General features: G+C 53.2%; 18 protein-coding genes. 6 read left to right on the top strand and 12 right to left on the bottom strand.

The annotated features are described in order from the left end of the window. The first annotated feature begins 9 nt into the window (after positions 1 to 9). Positions 10 to 915 (top strand): DMT family transporter, encoded by a 906-nt coding sequence (locus DA718_RS28770; RefSeq protein WP_167492839.1) that lies wholly within the window; start codon positions 10 to 12, stop codon positions 913 to 915. Between the two features lie 181 nt (positions 916 to 1,096). On the opposite strand, the gene nagE is transcribed toward DA718_RS28770, so the two are convergent. The 9 genes from nagE to DA718_RS28725 form a co-directional block, all read right to left on the bottom strand. After that, a complete protein-coding gene (gene nagE / locus DA718_RS28765; RefSeq protein ID WP_112216354.1) occupies positions 1,097 to 3,112 on the bottom strand; it encodes an N-acetylglucosamine-specific PTS transporter subunit IIBC in 2,016 nt (671 codons plus the stop codon). A 273-nt stretch (positions 3,113 to 3,385) separates the two neighbouring features. Beyond that, positions 3,386 to 4,528, bottom strand: a complete 1,143-nt coding sequence (gene nagA, locus DA718_RS28760; RefSeq protein ID WP_112216355.1) for an N-acetylglucosamine-6-phosphate deacetylase — start codon at positions 4,526 to 4,528, stop codon at positions 3,386 to 3,388. A gap of 9 nt (positions 4,529 to 4,537) precedes the next feature. After that, complete coding sequence (nagB, locus tag DA718_RS28755; RefSeq protein WP_112216356.1) at positions 4,538 to 5,275, bottom strand: glucosamine-6-phosphate deaminase; 738 nt, start codon at positions 5,273 to 5,275, stop codon at positions 4,538 to 4,540. Between the two features lie 9 nt (positions 5,276 to 5,284). After that, positions 5,285 to 6,199 carry a glycyl-radical enzyme activating protein gene (locus DA718_RS28750; protein WP_112216357.1) on the bottom strand — a complete coding sequence of 305 codons (915 nt, stop codon included), beginning with the start codon at positions 6,197 to 6,199 and terminating at the stop codon, positions 5,285 to 5,287. Positions 6,200 to 6,225: 26 nt separating this feature from the next. Continuing rightward, positions 6,226 to 8,649, bottom strand: a complete 2,424-nt coding sequence (locus DA718_RS28745) for a glycyl radical protein (protein WP_112216358.1) — start codon at positions 8,647 to 8,649, stop codon at positions 6,226 to 6,228. A gap of 161 nt (positions 8,650 to 8,810) precedes the next feature. Further along, positions 8,811 to 9,560: a DeoR/GlpR family DNA-binding transcription regulator gene (locus DA718_RS28740; RefSeq protein WP_112216359.1), complete on the bottom strand. Its 750-nt coding sequence runs from the start codon at positions 9,558 to 9,560 to the stop codon at positions 8,811 to 8,813. Positions 9,561 to 9,695: 135 nt separating this feature from the next. After that, complete coding sequence (gene gldA, locus DA718_RS28735) at positions 9,696 to 10,799, bottom strand: bifunctional L-1,2-propanediol dehydrogenase/glycerol dehydrogenase (RefSeq protein ID WP_110276170.1); 1,104 nt, start codon at positions 10,797 to 10,799, stop codon at positions 9,696 to 9,698. Positions 10,800 to 10,855: 56 nt separating this feature from the next. Then, entirely contained in the window at positions 10,856 to 11,518 is a 663-nt protein-coding gene (gene fsa / locus DA718_RS28730; protein WP_112216360.1) for a fructose-6-phosphate aldolase, read from the bottom strand. A gap of 205 nt (positions 11,519 to 11,723) precedes the next feature. Continuing rightward, on the bottom strand, positions 11,724 to 12,587 hold the full coding sequence (locus tag DA718_RS28725; protein ID WP_112216361.1) for an AraC family transcriptional regulator: 864 nt from the start codon (positions 12,585 to 12,587) through the stop codon (positions 11,724 to 11,726). A gap of 151 nt (positions 12,588 to 12,738) precedes the next feature. Here DA718_RS28725 and zinT point away from each other — a divergent pair, with 151 nt between their 5' ends. Continuing rightward, positions 12,739 to 13,386: a metal-binding protein ZinT gene (gene zinT / locus DA718_RS28720; protein ID WP_112216362.1), complete on the top strand. Its 648-nt coding sequence runs from the start codon at positions 12,739 to 12,741 to the stop codon at positions 13,384 to 13,386. A 151-nt stretch (positions 13,387 to 13,537) separates the two neighbouring features. Here the strand turns inward: zinT and ppc are convergent, their stop codons facing one another. Both ppc and argE read right to left on the bottom strand, forming a co-directional pair. After that, positions 13,538 to 16,189 (bottom strand): phosphoenolpyruvate carboxylase, encoded by a 2,652-nt coding sequence (gene ppc, locus DA718_RS28715; protein WP_112216363.1) that lies wholly within the window; start codon positions 16,187 to 16,189, stop codon positions 13,538 to 13,540. Positions 16,190 to 16,445: 256 nt separating this feature from the next. Beyond that, positions 16,446 to 17,597, bottom strand: coding sequence for an acetylornithine deacetylase (gene argE / locus DA718_RS28710; RefSeq protein WP_112216364.1), 1,152 nt, complete (start codon positions 17,595 to 17,597; stop codon positions 16,446 to 16,448). Between the two features lie 184 nt (positions 17,598 to 17,781). Here argE and argC point away from each other — a divergent pair, with 184 nt between their 5' ends. From argC to oxyR, 4 genes are all read left to right on the top strand, one after another. Beyond that, positions 17,782 to 18,786 carry an N-acetyl-gamma-glutamyl-phosphate reductase gene (gene argC / locus DA718_RS28705; protein WP_112216365.1) on the top strand — a complete coding sequence of 335 codons (1,005 nt, stop codon included), beginning with the start codon at positions 17,782 to 17,784 and terminating at the stop codon, positions 18,784 to 18,786. Between the two features lie 6 nt (positions 18,787 to 18,792). Next, positions 18,793 to 19,569, top strand: a complete 777-nt coding sequence (gene argB, locus DA718_RS28700) for an acetylglutamate kinase (protein ID WP_112216366.1) — start codon at positions 18,793 to 18,795, stop codon at positions 19,567 to 19,569. 90 nt (positions 19,570 to 19,659) lie between these two features. Beyond that, positions 19,660 to 21,033 (top strand): argininosuccinate lyase, encoded by a 1,374-nt coding sequence (gene argH, locus DA718_RS28690; protein ID WP_112216368.1) that lies wholly within the window; start codon positions 19,660 to 19,662, stop codon positions 21,031 to 21,033. A 269-nt stretch (positions 21,034 to 21,302) separates the two neighbouring features. Further along, positions 21,303 to 22,220, top strand: a complete 918-nt coding sequence (gene oxyR / locus DA718_RS28680; RefSeq protein ID WP_112216369.1) for a DNA-binding transcriptional regulator OxyR — start codon at positions 21,303 to 21,305, stop codon at positions 22,218 to 22,220. Here the strand turns inward: oxyR and sthA are convergent. Continuing rightward, positions 22,203 to 23,603, bottom strand: a complete 1,401-nt coding sequence (gene sthA / locus DA718_RS28675) for a Si-specific NAD(P)(+) transhydrogenase (RefSeq protein ID WP_112216370.1) — start codon at positions 23,601 to 23,603, stop codon at positions 22,203 to 22,205. The two genes, oxyR and sthA, sit on opposite strands and share 18 nt — an antisense overlap. Positions 23,604 to 23,687 lie beyond the last annotated feature (84 nt).

Raw genomic sequence — 23,687 nt, 5'->3', positions numbered from 1 at the left:
ATGATAACTATGGCAGGGAACAGCAGCCTGCGGGCCTTCGGCGGCCTGATTATTCTGACGCTTATCTGGAGCTACAGCTGGATTGCGATGAAGCAGGTGACGCTCTATATCGGCGCGTTCGATTTTACCGCGCTACGCTGTATTTTGGGTGCCGCTTTGCTGCTTATCGTTTTGCTCCTGCGCGGGCGTGGGATGCGGCCAACACCGTTTGGCTATACGCTGGCGATTGCCCTGTTACAGACCTGCGGTATGGTGGGGCTGGCGCAGTGGGCGCTGGTCAGCGGTGGGGCCGGAAAGGTCGCAATTCTGAGCTATACCATGCCGTTTTGGGTGGTGATTATGGCGGCGCTGTTTTTAGGCGAACGCATGCGGCGGTTGCAGTATGCTGCGATTGGGGTGGCAGCATGCGGCTTATTGCTGGTGCTGCAACCGTGGCAACTTGATTTTTCATCAATGAAAAGCGCGCTACTGGCGATCCTCTCCGGGATGAGCTGGGGAGCCAGTGCGATTGTGGTAAAGCGGATGTATGTCCGCTATCCGCATGTTGATTTGCTGGCGTTGACGACCTGGCAGATGTTGTATGGCGCGCTGGTGATGAGCGCGGTGGCGTGGCTGGTGCCGCAGCGCAGTATTGACTGGCAACCCGGCGTGTTTTGGGCGTTGGGATATAGCGCCATTCTGGCGACAGCGCTGGCCTGGTGTCTATGGCTGTTTGTATTGCGTAATTTGCCCGCCAGCGTCGCGGGGTTGAGCACCCTGGCGGTGCCGGTCTGCGGAGTTCTGTTTTCATGGTGGCTGTTAGGGGAAAACCCGGGGCTGGTGGAGGGCGCAGGTATCGTGCTTATCGTGCTGGCGCTGACCATTATTAGCCTGAAAAAACGCGAATCTCAGGTACAAAGTGTCTCAGATTGCTAACAAAGTGTGCGTCTCAGGAATTGCCCGGTGGCGGCTAGCGCCTTACCGGGCTTACGGGGAGTGCATAACCTAATGATATTGATGGTTTTTTTAGGTCAGGTAAGGCGTCAGCCGTCACCCGACAAGAATACGGCACCCTATCTAAACCAAGTTTGTCATCAGTCTCATTTTGTCTGTAAGTTTATCCCCTAATCTCATAGAGCAGAGTTTGCCCGGCAATAACCTGGCCTTGTGCCTTGATTTCCAGACAGGCGAAGTCTTCAACATTGCTACACACCACCGGGCTAATCATCGAACGTACATTCGCATTGAGAAACTCAAGATCCATCTCAAGGATGGGCTGTCCTGCGACGACTTCTGCGCCTTCTTCAATTAACCGCTTAAACCCCTGACCATCCAGCGCGACGGTATCCAGTCCCATGTGAACCACAATTTCCGCACCTTTTTCGGTTTCTAGGCAAAACGCGTGATTGGTGTTGAAGATTTTGACTATTGTGCCCGCGGCAGGAGAGACGACGATAGGGCTGGTCGGTCTGATGGCGATACCGTCACCGACCGCTTTGCTGGCAAAAGCTTCGTCTGGCACCTGTTCTAAAGCGACAACTTCGCCGCTGACCGGGGAGAGCAGTTCGGCGATAACCGTGGTGGCGGTTGTCGTACGTGGTTTGGATGCGGTAGGTGCCGCGGCGACCGGCAGAGCTTCTGCAGCGTCGACGTGACCAGTAGTTTTCATCTCATTGGCGATTTTCTCTGCCACAAATCCGACGATAATCTGCACATTCGTGTTGTTCAGACGAATTACGCCGCTGGCACCTAAACGTCTTGCCAGCGCGTCGTTCACCAGAGCAGCATCTTTAACGCCTAAACGCAGGCGAGTGATGCAGGCATCAATGTTGGTCAGGTTATCAGACCCGCCGATAGCCGCAATATACTGGCGGGCCAGCGCTGCAGCGCTTTGCTCTTTGTTTGCGCTAATATTCAGGTCTTCGCCATCGGCGCCACTTCCGTCTACAGCCAGTTCGCGGCCCGGCGTCATCAGATTAAATTTGATGATGGTGAAGCGGAAGACCAGGTAGTAGATAACAAAGAACACCAGGCCCATTGGGATCAGCAGATACCATTGCGTGGCGAGCGGGTTGCGGGAGGCGAGCACCATATCGACTAAACCAGCGCTAAAGCCAAAACCCGCAATCCAGTGCATGCTGGCCGCGATAAACACTGAGAGTCCGGTCAGGACCGCGTGAATCAGGTACAGCACCGGCGCAACGAACATGAAGGAAAACTCCAGCGGTTCGGTGATGCCAGTAAAGAAGGCGGCAAAGGCACCAGCCATCATAATACCCAGCACTTTGGCTTTGTTTTCCGCCCGCGCGCATTGATAAATAGCCAGCGCCGCGCCCGGCAGGCCGAACATCATAATGGGGAAGAAACCTGCCTGGTATCGGCCAGTGATACCGAGTACCGCTTTGCCTGAGGCAAGCGACTGTGCGCCGCCGAGGAAGTTGGGAATATCGTTAATTCCAGCGACATCAAACCAAAACACCGAGTTGAGCGCGTGGTGTAAACCGACCGGAATCAGCAGGCGGTTGAAGAAGGCATAGATCCCGGCACCGACCGATCCAAGTTTCTGGATATGCTCGCCAAAGCTCACCAGACCGCTAAATACCACCGGCCAGATAAACATCAGGGCAAAGGCTACGACGATCATGGCGAAGGAGGTGACTATGGGCACCAGACGGCGACCGCTGAAGAAGGAGAGTGCTTTGGGCAGTTCGACGCTGCTGAAGCGGTTATAAAGTTCGGCGGCGATGATACCGACCATAATACCGATAAACTGGTTTTTAATCTTACCGAAGGCTGCAGGGACCTGATCTGCTGGAATCTTCTGGATCATTGCGACGGCGGCTGGCGAACACAGCGTGGTTAAGACGAGAAAACCAACGAAACCCGCCAGCGCAGCCGCACCGTCTTTATCTTTTGACATACCATAAGCGACACCTACAGCAAAAAGTACGCCCATATTATCGATAATGGCGGCCCCGGATTGAATGCATAACGCCGCGAGGGCGTTAGAACTTCCCCAACCATTGGGATCAATCCAATACCCGATACCCATTAAAATCGCTGCGGCGGGCAATGTAGCGACCGGCACCATTAGCGCGCGGCCAACCTTCTGGAGATAACCCAATATATTCATAGTCGTTCCCTTAGAAATAAAGTTCCTGAAGCCAGCAACAATCAATAGATTGTTTATACTGACTGACCCGGCGATGGGTATTACGGCATTAATAGCCATATTATTTTTGTGGTTTTATTTTTAAGGGAATTTATCAAGGCTTAATGTTAGCTCTGTCGCATTTTATTAAATTCTTTAGCAGGCTCATTTTTAATTAAATTTTGGCAATAAAAAATTGGCGGTTATTTTTCAATAACCGCTTAATTATGTGATGCCAGATCGATAAAACTATTCTTAATTTACGGAATAGGCGATGACTCCTTTGCAATAAGTTGTATTGACCTGGTAATTATCTTCTAATACGACGATATCGGCATCAAAACCGCGCTGTAATTTACCTTTGTGATTATCTAAACCTAAAAGTCGGGCTGGATTAATTGTGCAGGATTTTAATGCCGCGCCAAAAGGTACCATCGCGCCTTCGACCATATTATAGAGTCCGCGATTAAGTTTTAACGTACTGCCGACCAGCACGCCGTTTTCCCGTCGCGTTGCACCATCTTCGCATAAAATCATCGGCTCTCCGCCGAACATATAGCGACCGGGTGGACAACCTTTTGCTTTCATTGAATCGCTGATCATAATGACGTCATCATCATTTTTTATGCGATACAGATGGGACGCGGAGACCAGGCTGACGAAAATGCCGTCAGCAATCACTTCTCCATACAGGCCGTCGAGGCGCAGCGCGGCGCCTAACAGACCGGGCTCGCGGTTGACATATTTCGCCATTCCGTTAAACACGTGGGTCACATTTTTTGCACCATTGGCAACGGCTTCCACTGCCTGCTCGAAGGAGGCATCCGAATGGCCCATATTGACCACGATCCCTTTTTGCGCGCAGTAGCGCGTTAGGGCAAATCCGGTATCTTCTTCCGGCGCGAGGCTGATGGCGATAATGCGCCCGTGGGCGGCACGCTCAAAAGCCTGAAACTCACTGACGCTGGCGGGACGAATCTGTTTTTCCGGCTGCGCGCCGCGATATAGCTGGCTAAGAAACGGTCCTTCCAGGTGGATGCCGAGAATTTCCGCGCCCTGGTAGCCTTCATCCATCACGCGGGAGATATTTTCCAGCGCGGCCAGTAAGGTTGTGTCTTCATCGGTGACCGTAGTGGGGCAAAATGCGGTAACGCCCTCTTCCGGCAGACGTGATGTCCAGCGCCGCAGCCCTTCGGGGTCGTTTTCGTTAGTATCGTAGTTCCAGGCTCCGTGGGCGTGGGTATCGATAAGGCCCGGAATGATGCGTAGGGAACCGTAGTCGCAATCGGCATTTGCGCTCAGCCCCAGCGTAATGTCGCTGATCAGGCCATTTTCCAGCGTTAACTGCGCCGGATAGAATCCACCGGCCAGCCAGACGCGTTTACTCTGGATTTTCATATGCCCACCTTACGCGTTGATAAGCGATGCCGCCTCGCGGTCGCAAATAATGGTGACGTCAGGATGCATCAGTAAGAATGATGCAGGGAATAACGGATCGATGCGGATGCAGTCGTGAAGCTGTTTCATCACTGCCGCCTTCGATTTTCCGTTAGCAATCAGGACAATCTCTTTACTTCTCAGGATAGTCCCCATGCCGAGGGTTATGGCCTGCAGCGGGACATCTTCTTTGCGCGAGAAAAAGCGAGAATTTGCTTCGATCGTCTCTTCATTGAGATCGATAATATGGCAGACGGGGCTATGAGTAGCATGAGGCTCGTTAAAGCCGATATGCCCGTCGTGACCAATTCCCAGAATGGTGATGTCAAAATCGCCGTGTGACTGTATTTCATGCTCATAGCGTGCGCATTCTGCGGTTAAATCATCGGCCAGCACGTTTGGTACAAAGGTGTTTTCAGATGGAATATTAGCGTGTTGATAAAAGTAATGTTCTAAAAACCAATAATAGCTCTGTGGATTGTCTTTTTTTAGCGGAATATATTCATCAATGTTAAATGATTTGGACTGGGAGAAGTTAACTTCACCACTTTTTGCCATTCGGGACATCTCTTCCAGAAGACCAACAGGCGTTCCTCCGGTCGGCAGAGCCATGACCAAGTCCGGTTTTTTCGCTAGCGCAATAGCTATTCTATTTGCCGATAGCTCACTCATTTCTTTGTAGGTTTCAGTAATAATAAAATTTAACATGTTCATCCTTTATCCGCCTATAGTTGCTTTTAGACCAATTTCTTCGGCGTAGTGTTTTATTTGTTCCGTCATTTCTCGCTGGCATGCCGGAATATTGTTGAGAAGATAGGGCATACCAAGTTTTTTATACTTCCCAACGCCATAGATATGATATTCAAGGATATCGACCTGCAGCACGGCACTGCCAAGCTTGCGGATAAAATCGAGGCGTTTACGGATATCTTCCGGGTCATCATTGCGCGTTGGAACGATGACCATCCGGGCAAGCATCGGTGTGCCCATTGCCGCGATTGCTTTGGCATTTTCAAGGATCAGGCGGTTATCCACGCCGGTGCAGGCGAGATGGGTTTCGGGATTAAAGGCTTTAAAGTCGTAAGAGACCAAGTCGACCGTTTCAATCAGCGGACGTAATTTCTCCCAACGGATATGCCCTGCAGTATCAAGGCAAACATGTACGCCAGCTTCTTTTAACAGCAGGGCGGTTTCCCTGACGAATTCGGCCTGTAGAGCCGGTTCACCGCCGGAAAAAGTCACGCCGCCGTGGCTGGAATCGTAAAACGACTTATCGCGCAGCAGCAGATCGGCCAGCTCGCGGGAAGCCATCTCTTTTCCCACTTTTTCGTAGCCGTCATAGGGGCACATATCGACCATATCCAACAGGTTGGTGCAGTTTTTCCGATCGATATTCACGCCATTACCCGGCTTCGCCATGGTGATGGTGTTATTAACTGCGGCCTGAGCGCAGGTGCCGCACTGGCGGCAGCGCTCTTTAAACCAGAAAACGTTAAAACCTGGCCTGATGGTTTCCGGATTCGCACACCACTGGCAGCGTAAATTACATTGCTGCATAAATACGGTACTGCGTATCCCCGGACCATCCTTGGTCGAGTAGCGTTGAATACGGGAAATCAGGCCAGTTCTCATATTACCTCCATATATACCCTGGCTTTTTACCAGGCCAGTTCTGTACGGGCGATAATCGCGTCCTGAGCTTCCGGCATCAGCGTCGAGAACAGGGCGCAGTAACCGGCCACGCGGACCATCAGGTTCGGATAATCTTCCGGGTGCTCTTTGGCAGCGCGCAGAATATTCGAGTCGATGATGTTGAACTGGTTGTGGAAGATATTCTTCTCGCGGCTAGCTTCCATGAAGTGGGTGAATTTCTCCAGGTTGTCGTCACCTTCCAGCGCGCTCGGTGTGAATTTCATATTCAACAACTGGCCGCCAGCAATTTTCTGGTTTGGCAGCTTCGCCACGGAGTTGATCACCGCCGTCGGGCCTTCTTTATCTGCACCAAGGCACGGTGATGCGCCTTCGTTCAGCGGCAGGGTCGCCAGACGGCCATCCGGGGTCGCACCAACGTCAAAACCATTCGGCACGTAAGAGGTGATGTTGGAGGTGGACATGGTGTATCCACAGCCCTTAGGACCTTTGCCATAACGGTCGGTTTTGTATTTTGGCAGCAGTTTCAGATAGGACTCGAATACGTCAGCGACGATGTAGTCAACGTAGTCGATATCGTTACCAAACTTGGGCGCGTTGCGGCACAGCTTACGCACGCGGGCGCCTTCGATACCTTCAAAGTTGCAGTCCATGGCGTCGCGCAGTTGTTTGAGCGTCAGCACTTTGTCATCAAAGACCAGTTTTCTCACCGCAGCCAGGCTATCGCCCACCACGGAAGGGCCGATGTTGGAGGAGCTGACGAAGTCATACTCTGCGCCGCCGTTTTTCAACGTCTTACCGCGCTCCAGCGAACAGTTGATGGTCGCAGAGGCAAAGGCGTCGGCATCGTGATATTTCAGCGCGCGGTCGCAGACCAGGTCACAGTCCACTGCCAGGTCGGAGTAGAACTCTAGCAGCTGGTTCCACGCGGCCCACACTTCGTCATATGACTCGTAGTTAATCTCACGGCCTTCTTTGCCGTTTACTTTAATCAGTTGTACGCCGGTTGCTGGATCGCAGCCGTTGTTCATCACCAGCTCAAGGATTTTGCCGAAGTTTACGTAGGTCATACCGGTGGCGCGGTGGCCCCAGCGGCCCGGAATGGCGGTTTCCACGCAGCCCATTGAGGCATATTCACGCGCGACTTCTTCGCTCAGACCGAGGGTCATCATCGCCGGGATAACCACTTCGTCACAGAAGATGGACGGCATACCGAAGCCTTTACGGATCAGTTTTGCTGAATCCTGCATCAGTGAGTGCGGAGTATCTTTGGAGAAGCGTACGCTCAGGTTTGGCTCCGGCAGGCCGGTCAATGCCATGGCTTCCAGCGATAAATAAGAAAGGTCGTTGGTGCCGTCGGTGCCGTCCGGCTTCATGCCGCCAACCATCAGGTTGGAATAGAGCGGGTAGCCGCCGCTGTACTGAGTGTGACCCCATGGGCGAACTTTGTTCAGACTGTTAGTCATGATGAAGAAGTGGGTCAGGATCTCCAGCGCCTTCTCTTTGCTGATTTTGCCGGAGTTGATATCCGCTTCGTAGAGCGGCCAGACGTACTGGTCAAAGCGACCAAAGGAGAAGGAGTGGCCGTTACTTTCGATCATCATCAACAGGTGAGTCAGATAAACGGTTTCTACGGCTTCGTAGAAATTCTGCGCTTTGCCTTCCATCAGGTGAGCAAACATTTCGCTCATCGCCAGCAGTTCGTCGCGGCGTTTAGCGTCGGCGGTTTTTGCGGCTTCTTTTTTAGCCAGCAGCGAGAAACGTTTGCAGTAATTCAGCGCCGCATCCATGGTGATGATGACGGCCTGGTAGAAATCGGTCTGCTCTTCAGTCAGGTCTTTATCTTCGGCCAGGTGCTGTTTTGCGATATCGCGCATGCCGCCGTAGCCGACTTCCAGCACGAAGTCATGGTTAGGAATGATGTGACCGTCGCCGGACATACTGATGCCGCCGCGGTGTAGGACGCCCTGTTTTTCCGCCAGGCGGTTAATCTGCGGCAGGTTGGTCAGCACTTCATCCTGGTGCGTTTTGCCCTGCCAGTAATCCTGAAGTACGCGCAAGCGAGCTTTGGTTTCTTCAGACACCTGGAAGCTGTCGCCTGAGCGTTTGTCGAACTCGTCCAGTTCGTCAATCACCCAGTTGAAGGAGTATTCCGGGAATACCGGCGCGGCAAAGTTGGCGCTTGCCTGGTTACCGACGATCAGCATGTCCGGCTCGATATAGATGGTCATCTTTTCCAGAATATCGGCCATCGCCAACGCCCGGCGAATGACAATCGATTTGCCTTCGGAACGTTTAAAGGATTCGGTGATGATCTCAGCACGTTCCGGGCAAATGGTTGCTACGCGGTGGAACATCTGATCTTGCTTTTTGGCGATACGATCGAAATCACAATCGTTGTTGGTGGGTTTGAAGCTTAGTAATCCGTTCATAAAGACCTCAATTCTGGAGTGGGTATCCCTATTCCACGCTTGAGGTGTGTTTTTGTCAACTTAAATATGATCTTTTTTGTTTCTTTATGCTTTAAAGGATACCAAAAGAACATTTTGAGAATGTGAAAAAACACAGACGCCTGTTGTCAGACGTCTGAAAGTCAGAGACTGCTATCAGCCAGCAGAAGTTCTACGTTTTGTTTATTGAGTTGCGTAAGGATGTCGGCAGGGAGGCCAGTTTGGCTGATAACGAGATCAAGGTCTGCCAGACGAGCGTGGCCTGCGAGGAAGGTTTGACCGAATTTACTTTTATCCGCCAGCAGGATTTTTTGCCGTCCGGCCCGCATCAGCGCTTGTTTTACGTGAGCATCGGTCATTTTGGGGACCGTCAATTCACCCAGTTCGTTAATGCCCTGGGTACTGAGGAAAACCTTATCGGCGTGGATATTGCTATAGAAGTCAGCGGTGCTAAAAGAGATCATCCCCTGGGTATCGTCTTCATACTCGCCGGGCGCCACGATCAGCTTAATATTTTTTCTCCCTTTCAGCAGATTAACTACCGGAACGGAGTTGGTTATCACCATGATTTTTTTATCGAAAATAAACTGAGCGAGGGCCAGCGGCGTGGTCCCGCAGTCGATAATAATCGTGTCGCCATCTTCGACCAGTTCGGCGGCTTTTTGGCCAATCAGATGCTTATCATCAACCATTTGTATCGATTTCAGCTGAAAGCTGGGCTCTACGCTGGCTCCGCTGGTGAGATAGGCTCCACCGTAGGTGGTTTTGACAATACCTTGTTTTTCAAAGAAAGAAAGGTCGCGGCGGATGGTCATTTTGGTGACGCCGAATTTCTCGGCAAGCTCATTGACGACGACTTTTTTGTCCTGTTGCAGAATGGCATAAATGCTCATTCTTCGATCTGATGATTGCATATTTACGACTCACCCAGAGGAAAATCGCACTATAAAGCACATCGTTTGGGCTGGCAATGGGGCGGAAAAAGAACATAAAAGAACACACCCGCCAAAAGCGGGTGTGTGGAGGGGTTATTCCCACTCTTGCAGGAAACGCTGACCGTACTGGTCGGCGACCAGAAGCGCTGCATAGACCTGATCCGGCGTCGCACCACCAGGCATATTGTGGATGGTTTCGCCTTCTGCACAGGCGGCTTGCGCTACTGTACGCATTTTGCCTGGGATATCGGCTTTAATGTCCAACTGCGCCAGGGTGATAGGCAACCCAACGCTGTGGCACAGCGCCGCTACGGTTTCAATCTCTTCCACCGGGGCATTTTCCAGTACCAGCTGGGTGAGTGTACCAAAAGCCACTTTCTCACCGTGATAGTAGTGGTGAGCGTCCGGAATGGCGGTCAGACCGTTGTGGATAGCGTGTGCTGCCGCCAGGCCGCCGCTTTCAAAGCCGACGCCGCTCAGGTAGGTATTGGCTTCAACGACGCGTTCCAGTGCCGGAGTGACGACATGCTGCTCCGCCGCCAGCATCGCTTTTTCACCTTCTTCAATCAGCGTGTTGTAGCACAGTTCGGCCAGCGCCAGCGCCGCCTGGGTACATTTGCCGCCTGCCATGGTGGTTGCGCCGCTACGCGAGCATGCACGCGCTTCAAACCAGGTCGCCAGCGCGTCGCCGATGCCCGCTGCCAGCAGGCGTGCCGGAGCTCCGGCAACGATTTGCGTATCGACAATGACCATATTCGGGTTACGCGGCAGCATCAGGTAGCTATCAAATTCACCGTCATCGGTATAGATAACCGAGAGCGCGCTACACGGAGCATCGGTGGAGGCAATCGTCGGAGCAATAACTACCGGCAAATTCATAAAGTGCGCTAATGCTTTCGCGGTATCCAGCGTCTTACCGCCGCCAATTCCCAGCACGGCGGTACACTGAGCTGAGCCTGCAATATCGCGTAACCGATTGATTTCATTATGCGAGCATTCGCCGCCAAACGGCGCGATTTCGGCCACCAGGCCGGCATCCGCCAGGCTTTTACGCAATTTTTCTTCGGCAAAGCCAAGTACGAATTTATCGCCAACGATAAGCCAGCGTTCAGCCAGCGGTTTGAGGTACCCTCCAAGGCGAGCAATTGCGTCTGCGCCCTGAATATACTTACCGGGTGATTGAATAATGCGATCCATTTCTATTCCTCCTGGATGACCGTGATGCCACCCCCCTGGGCGGCTCGCCGATCGGGTTACAGGTTCAGAGTTCCAAAAGCGTTATTCCAGTCCTGCTCAAACTTCTCAATAGCTGACTCTACCGCAGGGGTGCCGAGCATTTGTTGCGCTACGTCTAACGGAAGGGTGATAGCTTCGCAACCGGCTAACAGGCAATCCAGCGCCTGGCGTGGGGTTTTGAAGCTGGCGGCCAGCACTTTGCTTTCCGGCGCGTGCATTTCCAGTAGGGATTGCAGCTCCTGCACCGTGCGAATGCCGTCACCGCCCTGGGCGTCGACGCGGTTCACATAAGGGGCAACATATTTGGCACCCGCCAGCGCGGCCAGTAGGCCCTGAGAGGCGCTGTAGACGGCGGTACCCAGGGTAGTGATACCTTCTTTTTTCAGTAGCTTGATAGCGGCAAGGCCTTCAGCGGTCACCGGGATTTTGACCACGATGCCGGGAACGGCGTTGCTCAGACGTTTAGCTTCTTCAACCATCCCCTGAGCGTCGCGGCTCATAGTCTGAGCGAACAAAATACCTTCCGGACCGACGGCTTTTTGCAAGCGCGGTAGTACGTCCCAAACCGAGGCTTTGCCAGCGGCGATAATGCTTGGGTTGGTGGTAACGCCAGCCAGCGGGTAGATACGTGCCAGGCGTTCAACTTCGGCTACGTTTGCGGTGTCCAGATAGAGTTCCATAGTACTTTCCTCAATGCTTAATTCGATAGTGTCGTTGAGGTAAGAATACGGCTTTCACATGAAGGGTCGCCAGATGACAAATTTGCCAAATACTGGATAAATGTACGCATTGCTATTAAGGGTGATTTAGATCACGTTTATCCCGTGTTGTGGGGCAATTCAAGCAAAAAATAGCGTACAAAAGTCAGGCTTAACACACAAAAATCTAGTTTTTTGCAGGTGATGTTTTTTCCGTGAGCTGGCTATGATACTGGCGGCGATACTCTGATGGTGAGCGTTCGGTGTTCTTGCGAAACAGGCGGCAGAAGTAGTTGCTGTCGGCGAAACCGCAGGCGTGGGCGATATCTTTGACCTTCATATCGTGGCCTTTTAACAACATTCTGGCCTGCTCCAGGCGAATGTGGTTCAGGTATTCGTTAAAACCCATTGGCCCGCATTTCTGAAACAAATGTGAAAGATAGTTTGGTGAGAGATAAAACTCCTGCGCCACCGACTCCCGGGTTAAAGGGTCGGCAAAGCGGGCATCGATATATTTACGAATCGCTTCAAAAAGCGCCTGGCTGCGTGAGGAGGTTTGCACCTGGCTCCCCAGCAGATCGGCGCAGTGGCTGAGCAGGCTGATGACAATACAGCGGGCCGTATGCTGCTCCTGCGGCTGCATCTGCATTTCATTGAGCGCCTGGAGCAGAAAAGATCCCACTCGAGGGCCACGGCGGGGAACTTGCTGTTTATCCAGCACGTTAAGCGCGCTGCCGTCCCAGCTGCGCAGGACGAATTCCAACTGCTGCTTACCAAATAAGATGGTTAACAGAGTCGAGGGCATCAGCCATTGTGGGTCATTCCATCCACCAGCAGGAATGTACAACACATCGTGTGGCGTGAGTTGGGCTGGGTCGGCCTTAACCGCTGGATCGCGGACCTGCCCTTCAAGCATGATTTCGAGGCGCGGAAAATCGACGCTCACGGCTTTCTCTGAAGCCGGTCTGCCTTCTGTGGAAAAGCGGACCTTCCCGATGACTGCCGGGTCTTTAATAAAAGAATCAATGGCCTGATTGATGTCGATATCCATTCTTGCTCCGCATAGCGCGCTCTCTTTTCATCATACCTAACAAATTGACAGAGGGAAAAGCCGAGCGGTTTTTCTGCGAAGGGTATTGTAAGATTTAATTGATATGTTATATCGTAACATATCATTGCAAACGTTAACTCAGGAGAGAGTAATGACCAAAAAGATTACCGCCCTTGCGCTTGGTATCAGCATGTTACTGGCAGGCAGCCAGGCCTTTGCCCACGGCCACCATAGCCATGGGCCTGCATTAACTGAGGCGGAGCAAAAGGCGAGTGAAGGTATTTTTGCCGATCAGGATGTAAAAGACAGAGCGTTAAGCGATTGGGATGGTATCTGGCAGTCGGTTAACCCCTATCTGCTGAACGGCGATTTGGATCCTGTGCTCGAACAGAAGGCCAAAAAAGCGGGTAAAAGTGTGGCCGAATATCGGGAATATTATAAGAAGGGATATGCCACCGATGTGGACCAGATTGGTATCGAAGATAATGTGATGGAGTTTCACGTTGGGAAAACCGTCAATGCCTGCAAATACACGTATTCTGGCTATAAAATTCTGACTTACGCATCCGGTAAGAAAGGTGTGCGCTACCTGTTCGAATGCTCACAGGCGGATTCAAAAGCGCCGAAATTTGTTCAGTTCAGCGACCACACTATCGCGCCGCGTAAGTCTCAGCATTTCCATATCTTTATGGGCAATGAGTCGCAGGAAGCGTTGCTGAAAGAGATGGATAACTGGCCAACCTATTATCCTTATGCGCTGCATAAAGAGCAGATTGTTGACGAGATGCTGCACCATTAATAAAAATAGCTCCGGTAAACGTGATGCTTACCGGAGCTACAGTTTTTCCCGGTGGCGCTGCGCTGACCGGGCTACAGGTTAACTACCGTTTGCGGGCTGGTAGCCCGGACAGGCGCAGCGCGCCGCCTCCGGGGATACCGCGTCCGGCAAATTAGCCGGTGTTGCGCATACCTGCCGCAACGCCTGCAATGGTTACCATCAGCGCTTGCTCAACGCGAGGATCCGGTTTTTCACCTTTCTCTTCCGCCAGACGTGAACGATGCAGCAGTTCGGCCTGGAGTACGTTCAGCGGGTCAGTATAGATGTTACGCAACTGGATTGACTCAGCGATCCACGGCAGATCGGCCATCAGGTGGGAGTCGTTGGCAATTGCCAGCACCACATCGATATCAGCAGACAGCAGTTCGCGCAGTTCTGTACCTAACTTCCACAGCTCAGGTTTCACCAGGCGCTGATCGTAATATTCTGCCAACCACAGGTCCGCTTTCGAATAGACCATCTCCAGCATGCCGAGGCGAGTAGAGAAGAACGGCCAGTCGCGACACATGCTTTCCAGCTCGCTCTGCTTGCCGCCTTCGACGACTTTTTGCAGCGCCGCACCGGCACCCAGCCAGGCGGGCAGCATCAGACGGTTTTGCGTCCATGCGAAGATCCACGGGATCGCACGCAGTGACTCAACGCCGCCGGTCGGGCGACGTTTCGCCGGACGCGATCCCAGCGGCAGTTTGCCCAATTCCTGCTCCGGTGTTGCGGAGCGGAAGTAAGGAACAAAGTCTTTATTTTCACGTACGTAGCCGCGGTACATCTCGCAGGAGACGTCGGACAGCTCGGCCATGATATCGCGCCATTGTGGTTTTGGCTCCGGCGGCGGCAGCAGGTTGGCTTCCAGAATCGCACTGGTATAGAGCGACAGGCTGCTGATGGTGATTTCCGGTAGGCCATATTTGAAGCGGATCATCTCGCCCTGTTCAGTGACGCGCAGGCCACCTTTCAGGCTTCCTGGAGGCTGAGAGAGCAGAGCCGCATGAGCCGGAGCGCCGCCACGACCGATAGAACCGCCGCGACCATGGAACAGCGTGAGCTCAATACCGGCTTTCTCACAGGTCTTGATTAAGGCATCCTGCGCCTGATACTGCGCCCAGGATGCGGCCATTACGCCCGCATCTTTTGCCGAGTCAGAGTAGCCAATCATGACCATCTGCTTGCCCTGAATAAAGCCGCGATACCAGTCGATATTCAGCAACTGGGTCATGACGTCGTCGGCGTTGTTCAGGTCATCCAGGGTTTCGAATAGCGGGGCGACCGGCAGCGCGAAGCCGATACCGGCCTCTTTGAGCAGCAGATGTACCGCCAGCACGTCAGACGGCGTTTTCGCCATCGAAATCACGTAGGCGGCAATGGAACCGCGCGGCGCTTCGGCGATCACTTTGCAGGTTTCAAGCACTTCGCGAGTTTCTTCGCTCGGCTCCCACTGACGCGGCAGCAGGGGACGTTTGGAGTTCAGTTCGCGGATCAGGAAGGCCTGTTTGTCGGCTTCCGACCAGCTTTCATAATCGCCGATGCCGAGATAGCGGGTCATCTCGCCCAGGGCTTCGGTATGACGGGTACTTTCCTGGCGGATATCGATACGCACCAGCGGTACGCCAAAGGCTTTTACGCGACGCAGAGTATCCAGCAGCTCGCCGTTGGCGATGATGCCCATGCCGCAGGCTTGTAGTGATTGATAGCAGGCGTAAAGCGGTTCCCACAGCTGTTCATTTTGCGTGAGCAGACCTGCTGGTTTCGGGAGTCTCTGCCCTTTCAGGCGCGCTTCCAGCCAGGCCTGGGTTTCCATCAACTGCGTACGCAGCTTTTTCATCAGGTAACGATAGGGTTCCTGTGCGCCTTCCGCGCCTGCCAGTTCACGCAGCTCATCAGTGCACTCGACCATCGACAGCTCGGAAATCAGCAGCTGGATATCTTTCAGGAACAGATCGGTCGCTTTCCAGCGGCTAAGCAGCAGGACGTGGCGGGTAATATCGGCGGTCACGTTTGGGTTGCCGTCGCGGTCACCCCCCATCCAGGAGGTAAAACGAACCGGGACAAAATCGACCGGTAACCGATAGTTGAGGTTGGCTTCCAGCTGTTCGTTCAGTTCGCGCAGGTAGTTCGGCACGCCTTCCCACAGGCTATTTTCAACGACCGCGAAGCCCCATTTGGCTTCATCAACCGGGGAGGGGCGGTGCTTACGGATTTCATCGGTATGCCACGACTGGGCAATCAGCTGGCGCAGGCGGCGCATGAACTGATGGCGTTCATAGTCAGCAATATCGTTGTTATCAAGCTGTTTCAGGCAGTTGTTAATTTCACCCATTTTGTGGATCAGGGTACGGCGGGTGATCTCGGTTGGGTGAGCGGTTAAAACCAGCTCCAGAGACAGGGACTCCACCGCTTTTTTAATAATGTCTTCGTTGAGATTGGGTTGGTCTTTGAGCTTTCTCAGGGTACGAGCAATCACTTCCGGATTGCTAGCCGCTTCGCCCTTTGGCGAAATGCTGTGGTATTGCTCAGCGGTATTCGCCAGGTTCAGAAACTGGCTGAAGGCGCGCGCCACTGGCAGCAGCTCGTCGTTGGACAAGTTTTGCAGCGTGGTGAGCAGCTCCTGGCGGTTGGCTTCATTGCCTGCGCGAGAAGATTTGGACAACTTACGGATAGTTTCGACACGATCAAGAATGTTTTCTCCCAGCGCATCCTTGATGGTGTCGCCCAGCACCTTACCGAGCATACTGACATTACTACGCAAAGCGGAATATTGTTCGTTCATGTTACCCCAGACACCCCATCTCATTTTATTTTGTTATATCCGGCGCTCGATAATTTGAGCAGTGGATAAGCAACCGTCTTTTATAAAGCCACGTAAAAACCCCCACGTCAATTGTTGCGAAATCGCTTCAGCAAACGAATAAATAGCGGCAATTTGCGAAATTTAACTCAGAGGTCGCTTGATAAGTGTTGCTTATGAAAATGTGATAATTGTCACTCTCCCGCTCCGATGAAAAAGAGCGGAAGAATGCGCGTTTTTAATGCCAGCAGAAATGGTGGACCACCTGAGTGATAAGCTCTCGGGTCGGCTTAATAAAGCGCGTTTCCAGGTACTCATCCGGCTGGTGGGCCTGATTGATAGAACCTGGGCCTAATACCAGCGTTGGGCAGAGGGTCTGAATAAATGGCGCTTCCGTACAGTAGTTCACCACTTCGGTTTGTGCGCCGAGCAGTTTCTCCACCACCTCAACCAGTTTATGGTCCGGCGGGCATTCGTAGCCGGGGATCGGCGGATGCAGTTCGGAAACGGTCAGACGTCCAGGCCAGCGTTCGCTTACCGGTGCCAGCGCTTCTTCCAGAAGTCCGTTAAGATCGTTGAGCGTCATTCCGGGCAGCGGGCGAATATCCATATGCAGTTCACAGCAGGCGCAGATGCGGTTTGAGGCATCGCCGCCGTGAATGGCTCCGAGGTTAAGTGTGGGGTACGGGACAGTAAACGCAGCGTAGTGATAACGCTCTTTTAAGTCGTCGCGCAGCTGCATGATGCGACCAATGGCATCGTGCATCAGCTCAATGGCGTTGACGCCGCGTGCCGGGTCGCTGGAGTGGCCGGATTGCCCCTGGACGCGAACCGCGTTGGACATGTGGCCTTTGTGCGCCCGCACCGGCTGCAGTGACGTAGGTTCGCCGATAATGGCGCAATCCGGTCGCAGCTGGGTGGTTTCGGCGAAGTAGCGGGCACCGGCCATGCTGGTCTCTTCATCGGCTGTTGCCAGAATATAGAGCGGCTTTTTCAGCTTAGTGACGTCAACATCGCGCAAAGCATCGAGAATAAAAGCGAAGAAGCCTTTCATATCCGCGGTGCCAAGGCCGTAAAGTTTGTTGTCGTGCTCGGTCAGGGTGAAGGGGTCGCGAGTCCAGCGACCATCATCAAACGGGACGGTATCAGTATGCCCGGCTAGCAGCAGGCCGCCAGCACCGTTGCCGGTACTGGCCAGCAGATTGAATTTATTGCGTGTACCCGGCACCGGTTGAACTTCAACGTTAAAGCCAATATCGCGGAACCAGCCTGCCAGTAAATTGATTAAAGACTCATTGCTTTGATCCAGCGCCTCTTCGGTTGCGCTGATGGAAGGTGTGGCGATCAATGCGCGGTAAATCTCGATAAAGGGCGGTAAATTGTTTTTCATTGTTGACACACCTCGGGTCATGATAGTATCAATATTCATGCATTATTTATGAATAAAAATACATTATCACTGAGCCTAAGAAAACCTATTTAATGTAGGGATGATGTTCTTGCGGCTTAACAGGGTGGGGAAGGCAACGGTCTTCCAGAGCAAATATACGTAAGCAAGAAGGTGAAGAGCCCCAATGTTGAACACGCTGATTGTGGGCGCCAGCGGTTATGCCGGCGCAGAGCTAGTGGCCTATGTAAATCGCCATCCTCATATGACCATAACCGCTTTGACGGTCTCCGCGCAAAGCAATGATGCGGGAAAATTAGTTTCCGATTTGCATCCGCAGCTAAAAGGGATTGTTGACCTGCCACTGCAGCCGATGTCCGATATTAGCGAGTTTAGCGCTGGGGTCGATATCGTTTTTCTCGCTACCGCCCACGAAGTGAGCCATGACCTGGCGCCGCAGTTTCTCGCGGCAGGTTGCGTGGTGTTCGATCTTTCCGGGGCGTTCCGCGTTAACGATGGCGCTTTCTACGAAAGATATTATGGTTTCACTCACCAGCACCCTGAGCTGCTGGAGCAGGCGGTTTACGGCCTGGCCGAGTGGAATGTCGATAAGCTGAAAGAGGCGAATCTGATTGCGGTGCCGGGTTGCTACCCGACGGCGGCTCAGCTGTCGTTGAAACCGCTGATCGACGCGGACCTGTTAGATCTTAACCAGTGGCCGGTGATCAATGCGACCAGCGGCGTGAGCGGTGCCGGGCGTAAGGCTTCCATCGGCAACAGTTTCTGTGAAGTCAGCCTGCAGCCCTATGGCGTCTTCAACCACCGCCATCACCCTGAAATATCCACTCATCTGGGGGCTGACGTTATTTTTACCCCGCATCTGGGCAACTTTAAGCGTGGAATTCTGGAAACCATCACCTGCCGCCTGAAGCATGGCGTGAGCAAAGAGCAGGTCGCAGCAGCGTTCCAGCAGGCCTATGCGAAAAAACCGCTGGTGCGTTTATATGATAAGGGCATGCCCGCATTGAAAAATGTCGTGGGTCTGCCATTCTGTGATATCGGTTTTGCTGTCCAGGATGAACACATCATCGTTGTGGCGGCGGAAGATAACCTGCTGAAAGGCGCGGCAGCACAGGCCGTACAGTGTGCAAATATCCGTTTCGGCTTCGCTGAGACGCAGTCTCTTATTTAAGGTGTGATGATGAATCCTTTAATTATCAAACTCGGCGGCGTCCTGCTGGATAGCGAAGAAGCGTTGGAGCGCCTGTTTACCGCGCTGGTGAATTATCGCGAGACGCATCAGCGTCCGCTGATTATTGTCCACGGCGGCGGCTGCGTGGTGGATGAACTGATGAAGCAGCTTAATCTGCCAGTGAATAAGAAAAACGGTCTGCGAGTGACCCCTGCGGATCAAATCGACATTATCACCGGTGCGCTGGCGGGGACTGCCAATAAGACGCTGCTGGCGTGGGCGAAAAAGCACAGCCTGCCTTTTGTAGGGCTGTTTCTTGGCGATGGCGATAGCGTTAAAGTGACTCAGCTTGATAAAGAACTCGGCCATGTCGGCTTCGCTCAGCCGGGCTCTCCGGCGCTAATTAACACACTGCTGGTGGGCGGCTATTTGCCGGTTGTCAGCTCTATCGGCGTGACTGATGAAGGCCAACTGATGAACGTGAATGCTGACCAGGCGGCTACCGCGCTGGCGGCAACGCTCGGCGCAGACCTGATTCTGCTGTCTGATGTGAGCGGTATTCTCGACGGCAAAGGTCAGCGCATTGCCGAGATGACTGCGGCGAAGGCAGAACAGCTGATTGAGCAGGGCATTATCACCGACGGGATGATCGTCAAAGTGAATGCGGCTCTGGATGCGGCACGCACGTTAGGTCGCCCGGTGGATATCGCCTCCTGGCGTCATGCTGAACAGCTGCCAGCGCTGTTTAACGGAACATCGATCGGTACACGCATTCTGGCTTAATATTTTATGCCTGGCGGCGTTTTGCTTGCCGGGCCTACAAGACTGTAGGCCGGTTAATCCGGCGGAACTAACGAATAAAGGAAGCATGTTATGGCACTTTGGGGCGGGCGTTTTACTCAGGCAGCGGATCAGCGGTTCAAACAGTTCAACGACTCTTTGCGCTTTGATTATCGTCTGGCGGAGCAGGATATCGTTGGCTCTGTAGCCTGGTCCAAAGCGCTAGTGACGGTTGGCGTATTGACCGCTGATGAACAGCTGCAACTGGAAGAGGCGCTGAATATTCTGTTGGAAGAAGTGCGGGCCAATCCGCAGCAGATCCTCGAAAGCGATGCGGAAGATATTCACAGCTGGGTCGAAGGCAAGCTGATTGACAAAGTGGGTCAACTGGGGAAAAAGCTGCATACCGGGCGCAGTCGTAATGACCAGGTCGCGACTGACCTGAAGCTGTGGTGCAAAGATACCGTCGTGGAACTGCTGTCAGCGAATCGTCAGCTGCAGAGCGCGCTGGTTGAGACTGCGCAGAACAATCAGGACGCAGTGATGCCGGGCTATACCCACCTGCAGCGTGCGCAGCCGGTGACTTTCGCTCACTGGTGTCTGGCCTACGTCGAAATGCTGGCGCGTGACGAAAGCCGTCTGCAGGATGCGTTGAAGCGTCTGGACGTCAGCCCGCTGGGGTGCGGCGCGTTGGCGGGTACGGCTTATGAAATCGATCGTGAACAGCTGGCTGGCTGGCTGGGCTTTGCTTCAGCCACTCGTAACAGCCTGGATAGCGTCTCTGACCGCGATCATGTCCTGGAACTGTTGTCCGACGCCTCAATCGGTATGGTCCACCTGTCGCGTTTTGCTGAAGACCTGATTTTCTTTAATGCCGGCGAAGCGGGCTTTGTCGAGCTGTCCGATCGCGTGACTTCTGGCTCATCGTTAATGCCGCAAAAGAAAAACCCGGATGCGCTGGAGCTGATCCGCGGTAAATGTGGCCGCGTACAGGGCGCGCTGACCGGCATGATGATGACCCTGAAAGGTCTGCCGCTGGCATATAACAAAGATATGCAGGAAGACAAAGAAGGGCTGTTCGATGCGCTGGATACCTGGCTGGACTGCCTGCATATGGCGGCGCTGGTACTTGATGGTATTCAGGTGAAACGTCCGCGTTGTGAAGAAGCCGCGCAGCAGGGTTATGCGAACGCGACCGAGCTGGCGGATTATCTGGTCGCCAAAGGCGTACCGTTCCGTGAAGCGCACCATATTGTCGGTGAAGCGGTGGTCGAAGCCATCGCTCAGGGTAAACCGCTGGAAGATTTGCCTCTGGTCGATTTGCAGAAATTTAGCAGCGTGATCGCCGATGACGTCTATCCGATACTGTCGTTGCAATCGTGCCTTGATAAGCGAGCGGCTAAAGGTGGTGTCTCACCGCTACAGGTTGCTCAGGCTATTGCTGATGCCAAACAGCGTTTGATTTAAATGTCAGCCACGCTGATGTTGAGGCGGTGAGTAAACGAAGCTCGGGTAACCCCCGGGCTTTTTTATGCAAAAAAAAGCGGACACAAGGTCCGCAAAAGTTCACGTTGGCTTTAGTTATCCGGGTAGAGAGAATCTATGAGGCAGTTCAATGATTTTCAGAGGTTTGCCTCGTTTGTGGGTTTATTATTGAACAGAAAACTTGATAGGGATAATCGTTCATTGCTATTCTATCTATCGCCATGGACTATCGTGGCAATGGAGGATGAATAATGAATATTCGCGATCTTGAATACCTGGTAGCGCTAGCCGAACATCGCCACTTCCGGCGTGCGGCAGACTCCTGCCACGTTAGCCAACCCACTCTCAGCGGACAAATCCGTAAGCTGGAGGATGAGCTTGGCGTCATGTTGCTGGAGCGCACCAGTCGTAAGGTTCTGTTCACCCAGGCCGGGCTGTTGCTGGTGGACCAGGCGCGTACTGTGTTACGCGAAGTCAAAGTGCTCAAGGAAATGGCAAGCCAACAGGGAGAGTCCATGTCCGGGCCGCTGCATATTGGCCTGATCCCGACAATTGGGCCTTATCTGTTGCCACTGATTATCCCGATGCTGCACCAGACCTTTCCAAAGCTGGAAATGTATCTGCATGAAGCGCAAACCCATCAGCTGCTAGCGCAACTCGACAGCGGTAAGCTTGACTGCGCGATTCTGGCATTGGTCAAAGAGAGCGAAGCCTTTATTGAGGTACCGCTATTTGATGAGCCGATGCTGCTGGCTATCTACGAAGATCACCCATGGGCGAACCGTGACCGTGTGCCGATGTCGGAACTGGCTGGGGAAAAGCTGCTGATGCTGGAAGATGGCCACTGTCTGCGCGATCAGGCGATGGGTTTTTGTTTTGAAGCTGGTGCTGATGAAGATACCCATTTTCGGGCGACCAGTCTCGAAACGCTGCGTAACATGGTAGCTGCCGGTAGCGGTATAACCCTGCTGCCTGCCCTTGCCGTGCCGCAGGAGAGAAAACGCGATGGTGTCGTCTATGTGCCGTGCATTAAGCCGGAACCACGGCGTACCGTCGGGCTGGTTTATCGTCCTGGTTCGCCGCTGCGTAGCCGCTATGAACATCTGGCGGAGGCCATCCGCGGTAAGATGGATGGCCATTTCGATACAGCGTTAAAACAGGCGGTTTAAGCCATTCAACGCGGCTACCCGATAGGCTTCTGCCATTGTCGGGTAGTTAAAGGTGGTGTTAACGAAGTACTCAATGGTGTTACCACCACCTTTCTGCTCCATAATCGCCTGGCCGATGTGAATAATTTCGGCCGCGCGCTCGCCAAAGCAATGAATGCCGAGGATCTCTTTCGTCTCGCGATGAAACAGGATCTTTAGCGTCCCAACGCTCATGCCGACAATTTGCGCCCGTGCCAGATGTTTGAACTGCGCGCGTCCCACCTCATAAGGCACCTTCATGGACGTGAGCTGCTGTTCGGTTTTGCCGACGGAGCTGATTTCCGGAATGGTGTAAATTCCGGTAGGGATATCTTCAATTAAATGCGCGGAGGCTTCACCTTTGACCAGCGCCTGGGCAGCGATACGCCCCTGATCGTAAGCGGCGGATGCCAGGCTCGGATAGCCAATCACATCACCTACGGCATAAATATGCGGCAGGGCGGTTTGATACATACTGTTGACCTTCAGCTGACCGCGGCTATCGGTTTGCAGGCCGATGTTTTCCAGCGCCAGCGAGTCGGTATTCCCGGTGCGGCCGTTGGCATACAGCAGGCAGTCCGCTTTCAACTTTTTGCCGGATTTCAGATGCATGATGACGCCGTCGTCAACACCTTCAATTTTCTCGTACTCTTCATTGTGACGAATCACCACGCCGCTGTTCCAGAAGTGATAGGAGAGCGAGTCGGACATCTCTTGATCGAGAAACGCCAGCAGGCGATCGCGGGTGTTGATCAGATCGACTTTGACTTCCATACCGCGGAAGATCGATGCATATTCGCAGCCGATCACTCCGGCGCCATAGATGATCACATGCCGTGGTTCATGGTGCAGGCTGAGGATCGAGTCGCTGTCATAAACGCGCGGGTGTGAGAAATCGACATCCGCAGGGTGGTAGGGACGTGAACCGCAGGCAATGACGAATTTTTCCGCCGTGACTGTCTCGACGGTGCCGTCGTGGCATTCAAGCGCAAGCGTGTGTTCATCGACAAAGTGCGCATTGCCCTGCAGGATTTCACAGTGGTTGCGCTCATAGAAACCCTGACGCATATGGGTTTGCTGGTTAATGACGCTGTCGGCATGGTTCAGAATGTCGGCGAAGGAAGAACGAAGAAGACGGGAATGGTCGCTGTAGAGAGGGTTCTGGTTAAATTCGATAATACGGCTAACGGCATGGCGGAGGGCTTTCGATGGGATGGTGCCCCAGTGGGTACAACCGCCGCCGACGTTATGGTAGCGCTCAATGACGGCAACGCGTGCTCCCTGTTTCACCAGCCCCATAGCAGCACCTTCTCCGCCAGGGCCTGAACCAATCACAATTGCATCATAATCCCAAGAGTGTGACATGGCATTACTCACCTGTTTTATACATAAAATAAACACGATGATAACATTCGGTGAGCTTTAACCCAATTATCGTTGTGCTTTTTT

The organism is Klebsiella huaxiensis, assembly GCF_003261575.2.
Classification (GTDB): domain Bacteria; phylum Pseudomonadota; class Gammaproteobacteria; order Enterobacterales; family Enterobacteriaceae; genus Klebsiella; species Klebsiella huaxiensis.
This window is presented reverse-complemented; position numbering and strand designations above follow the sequence as displayed.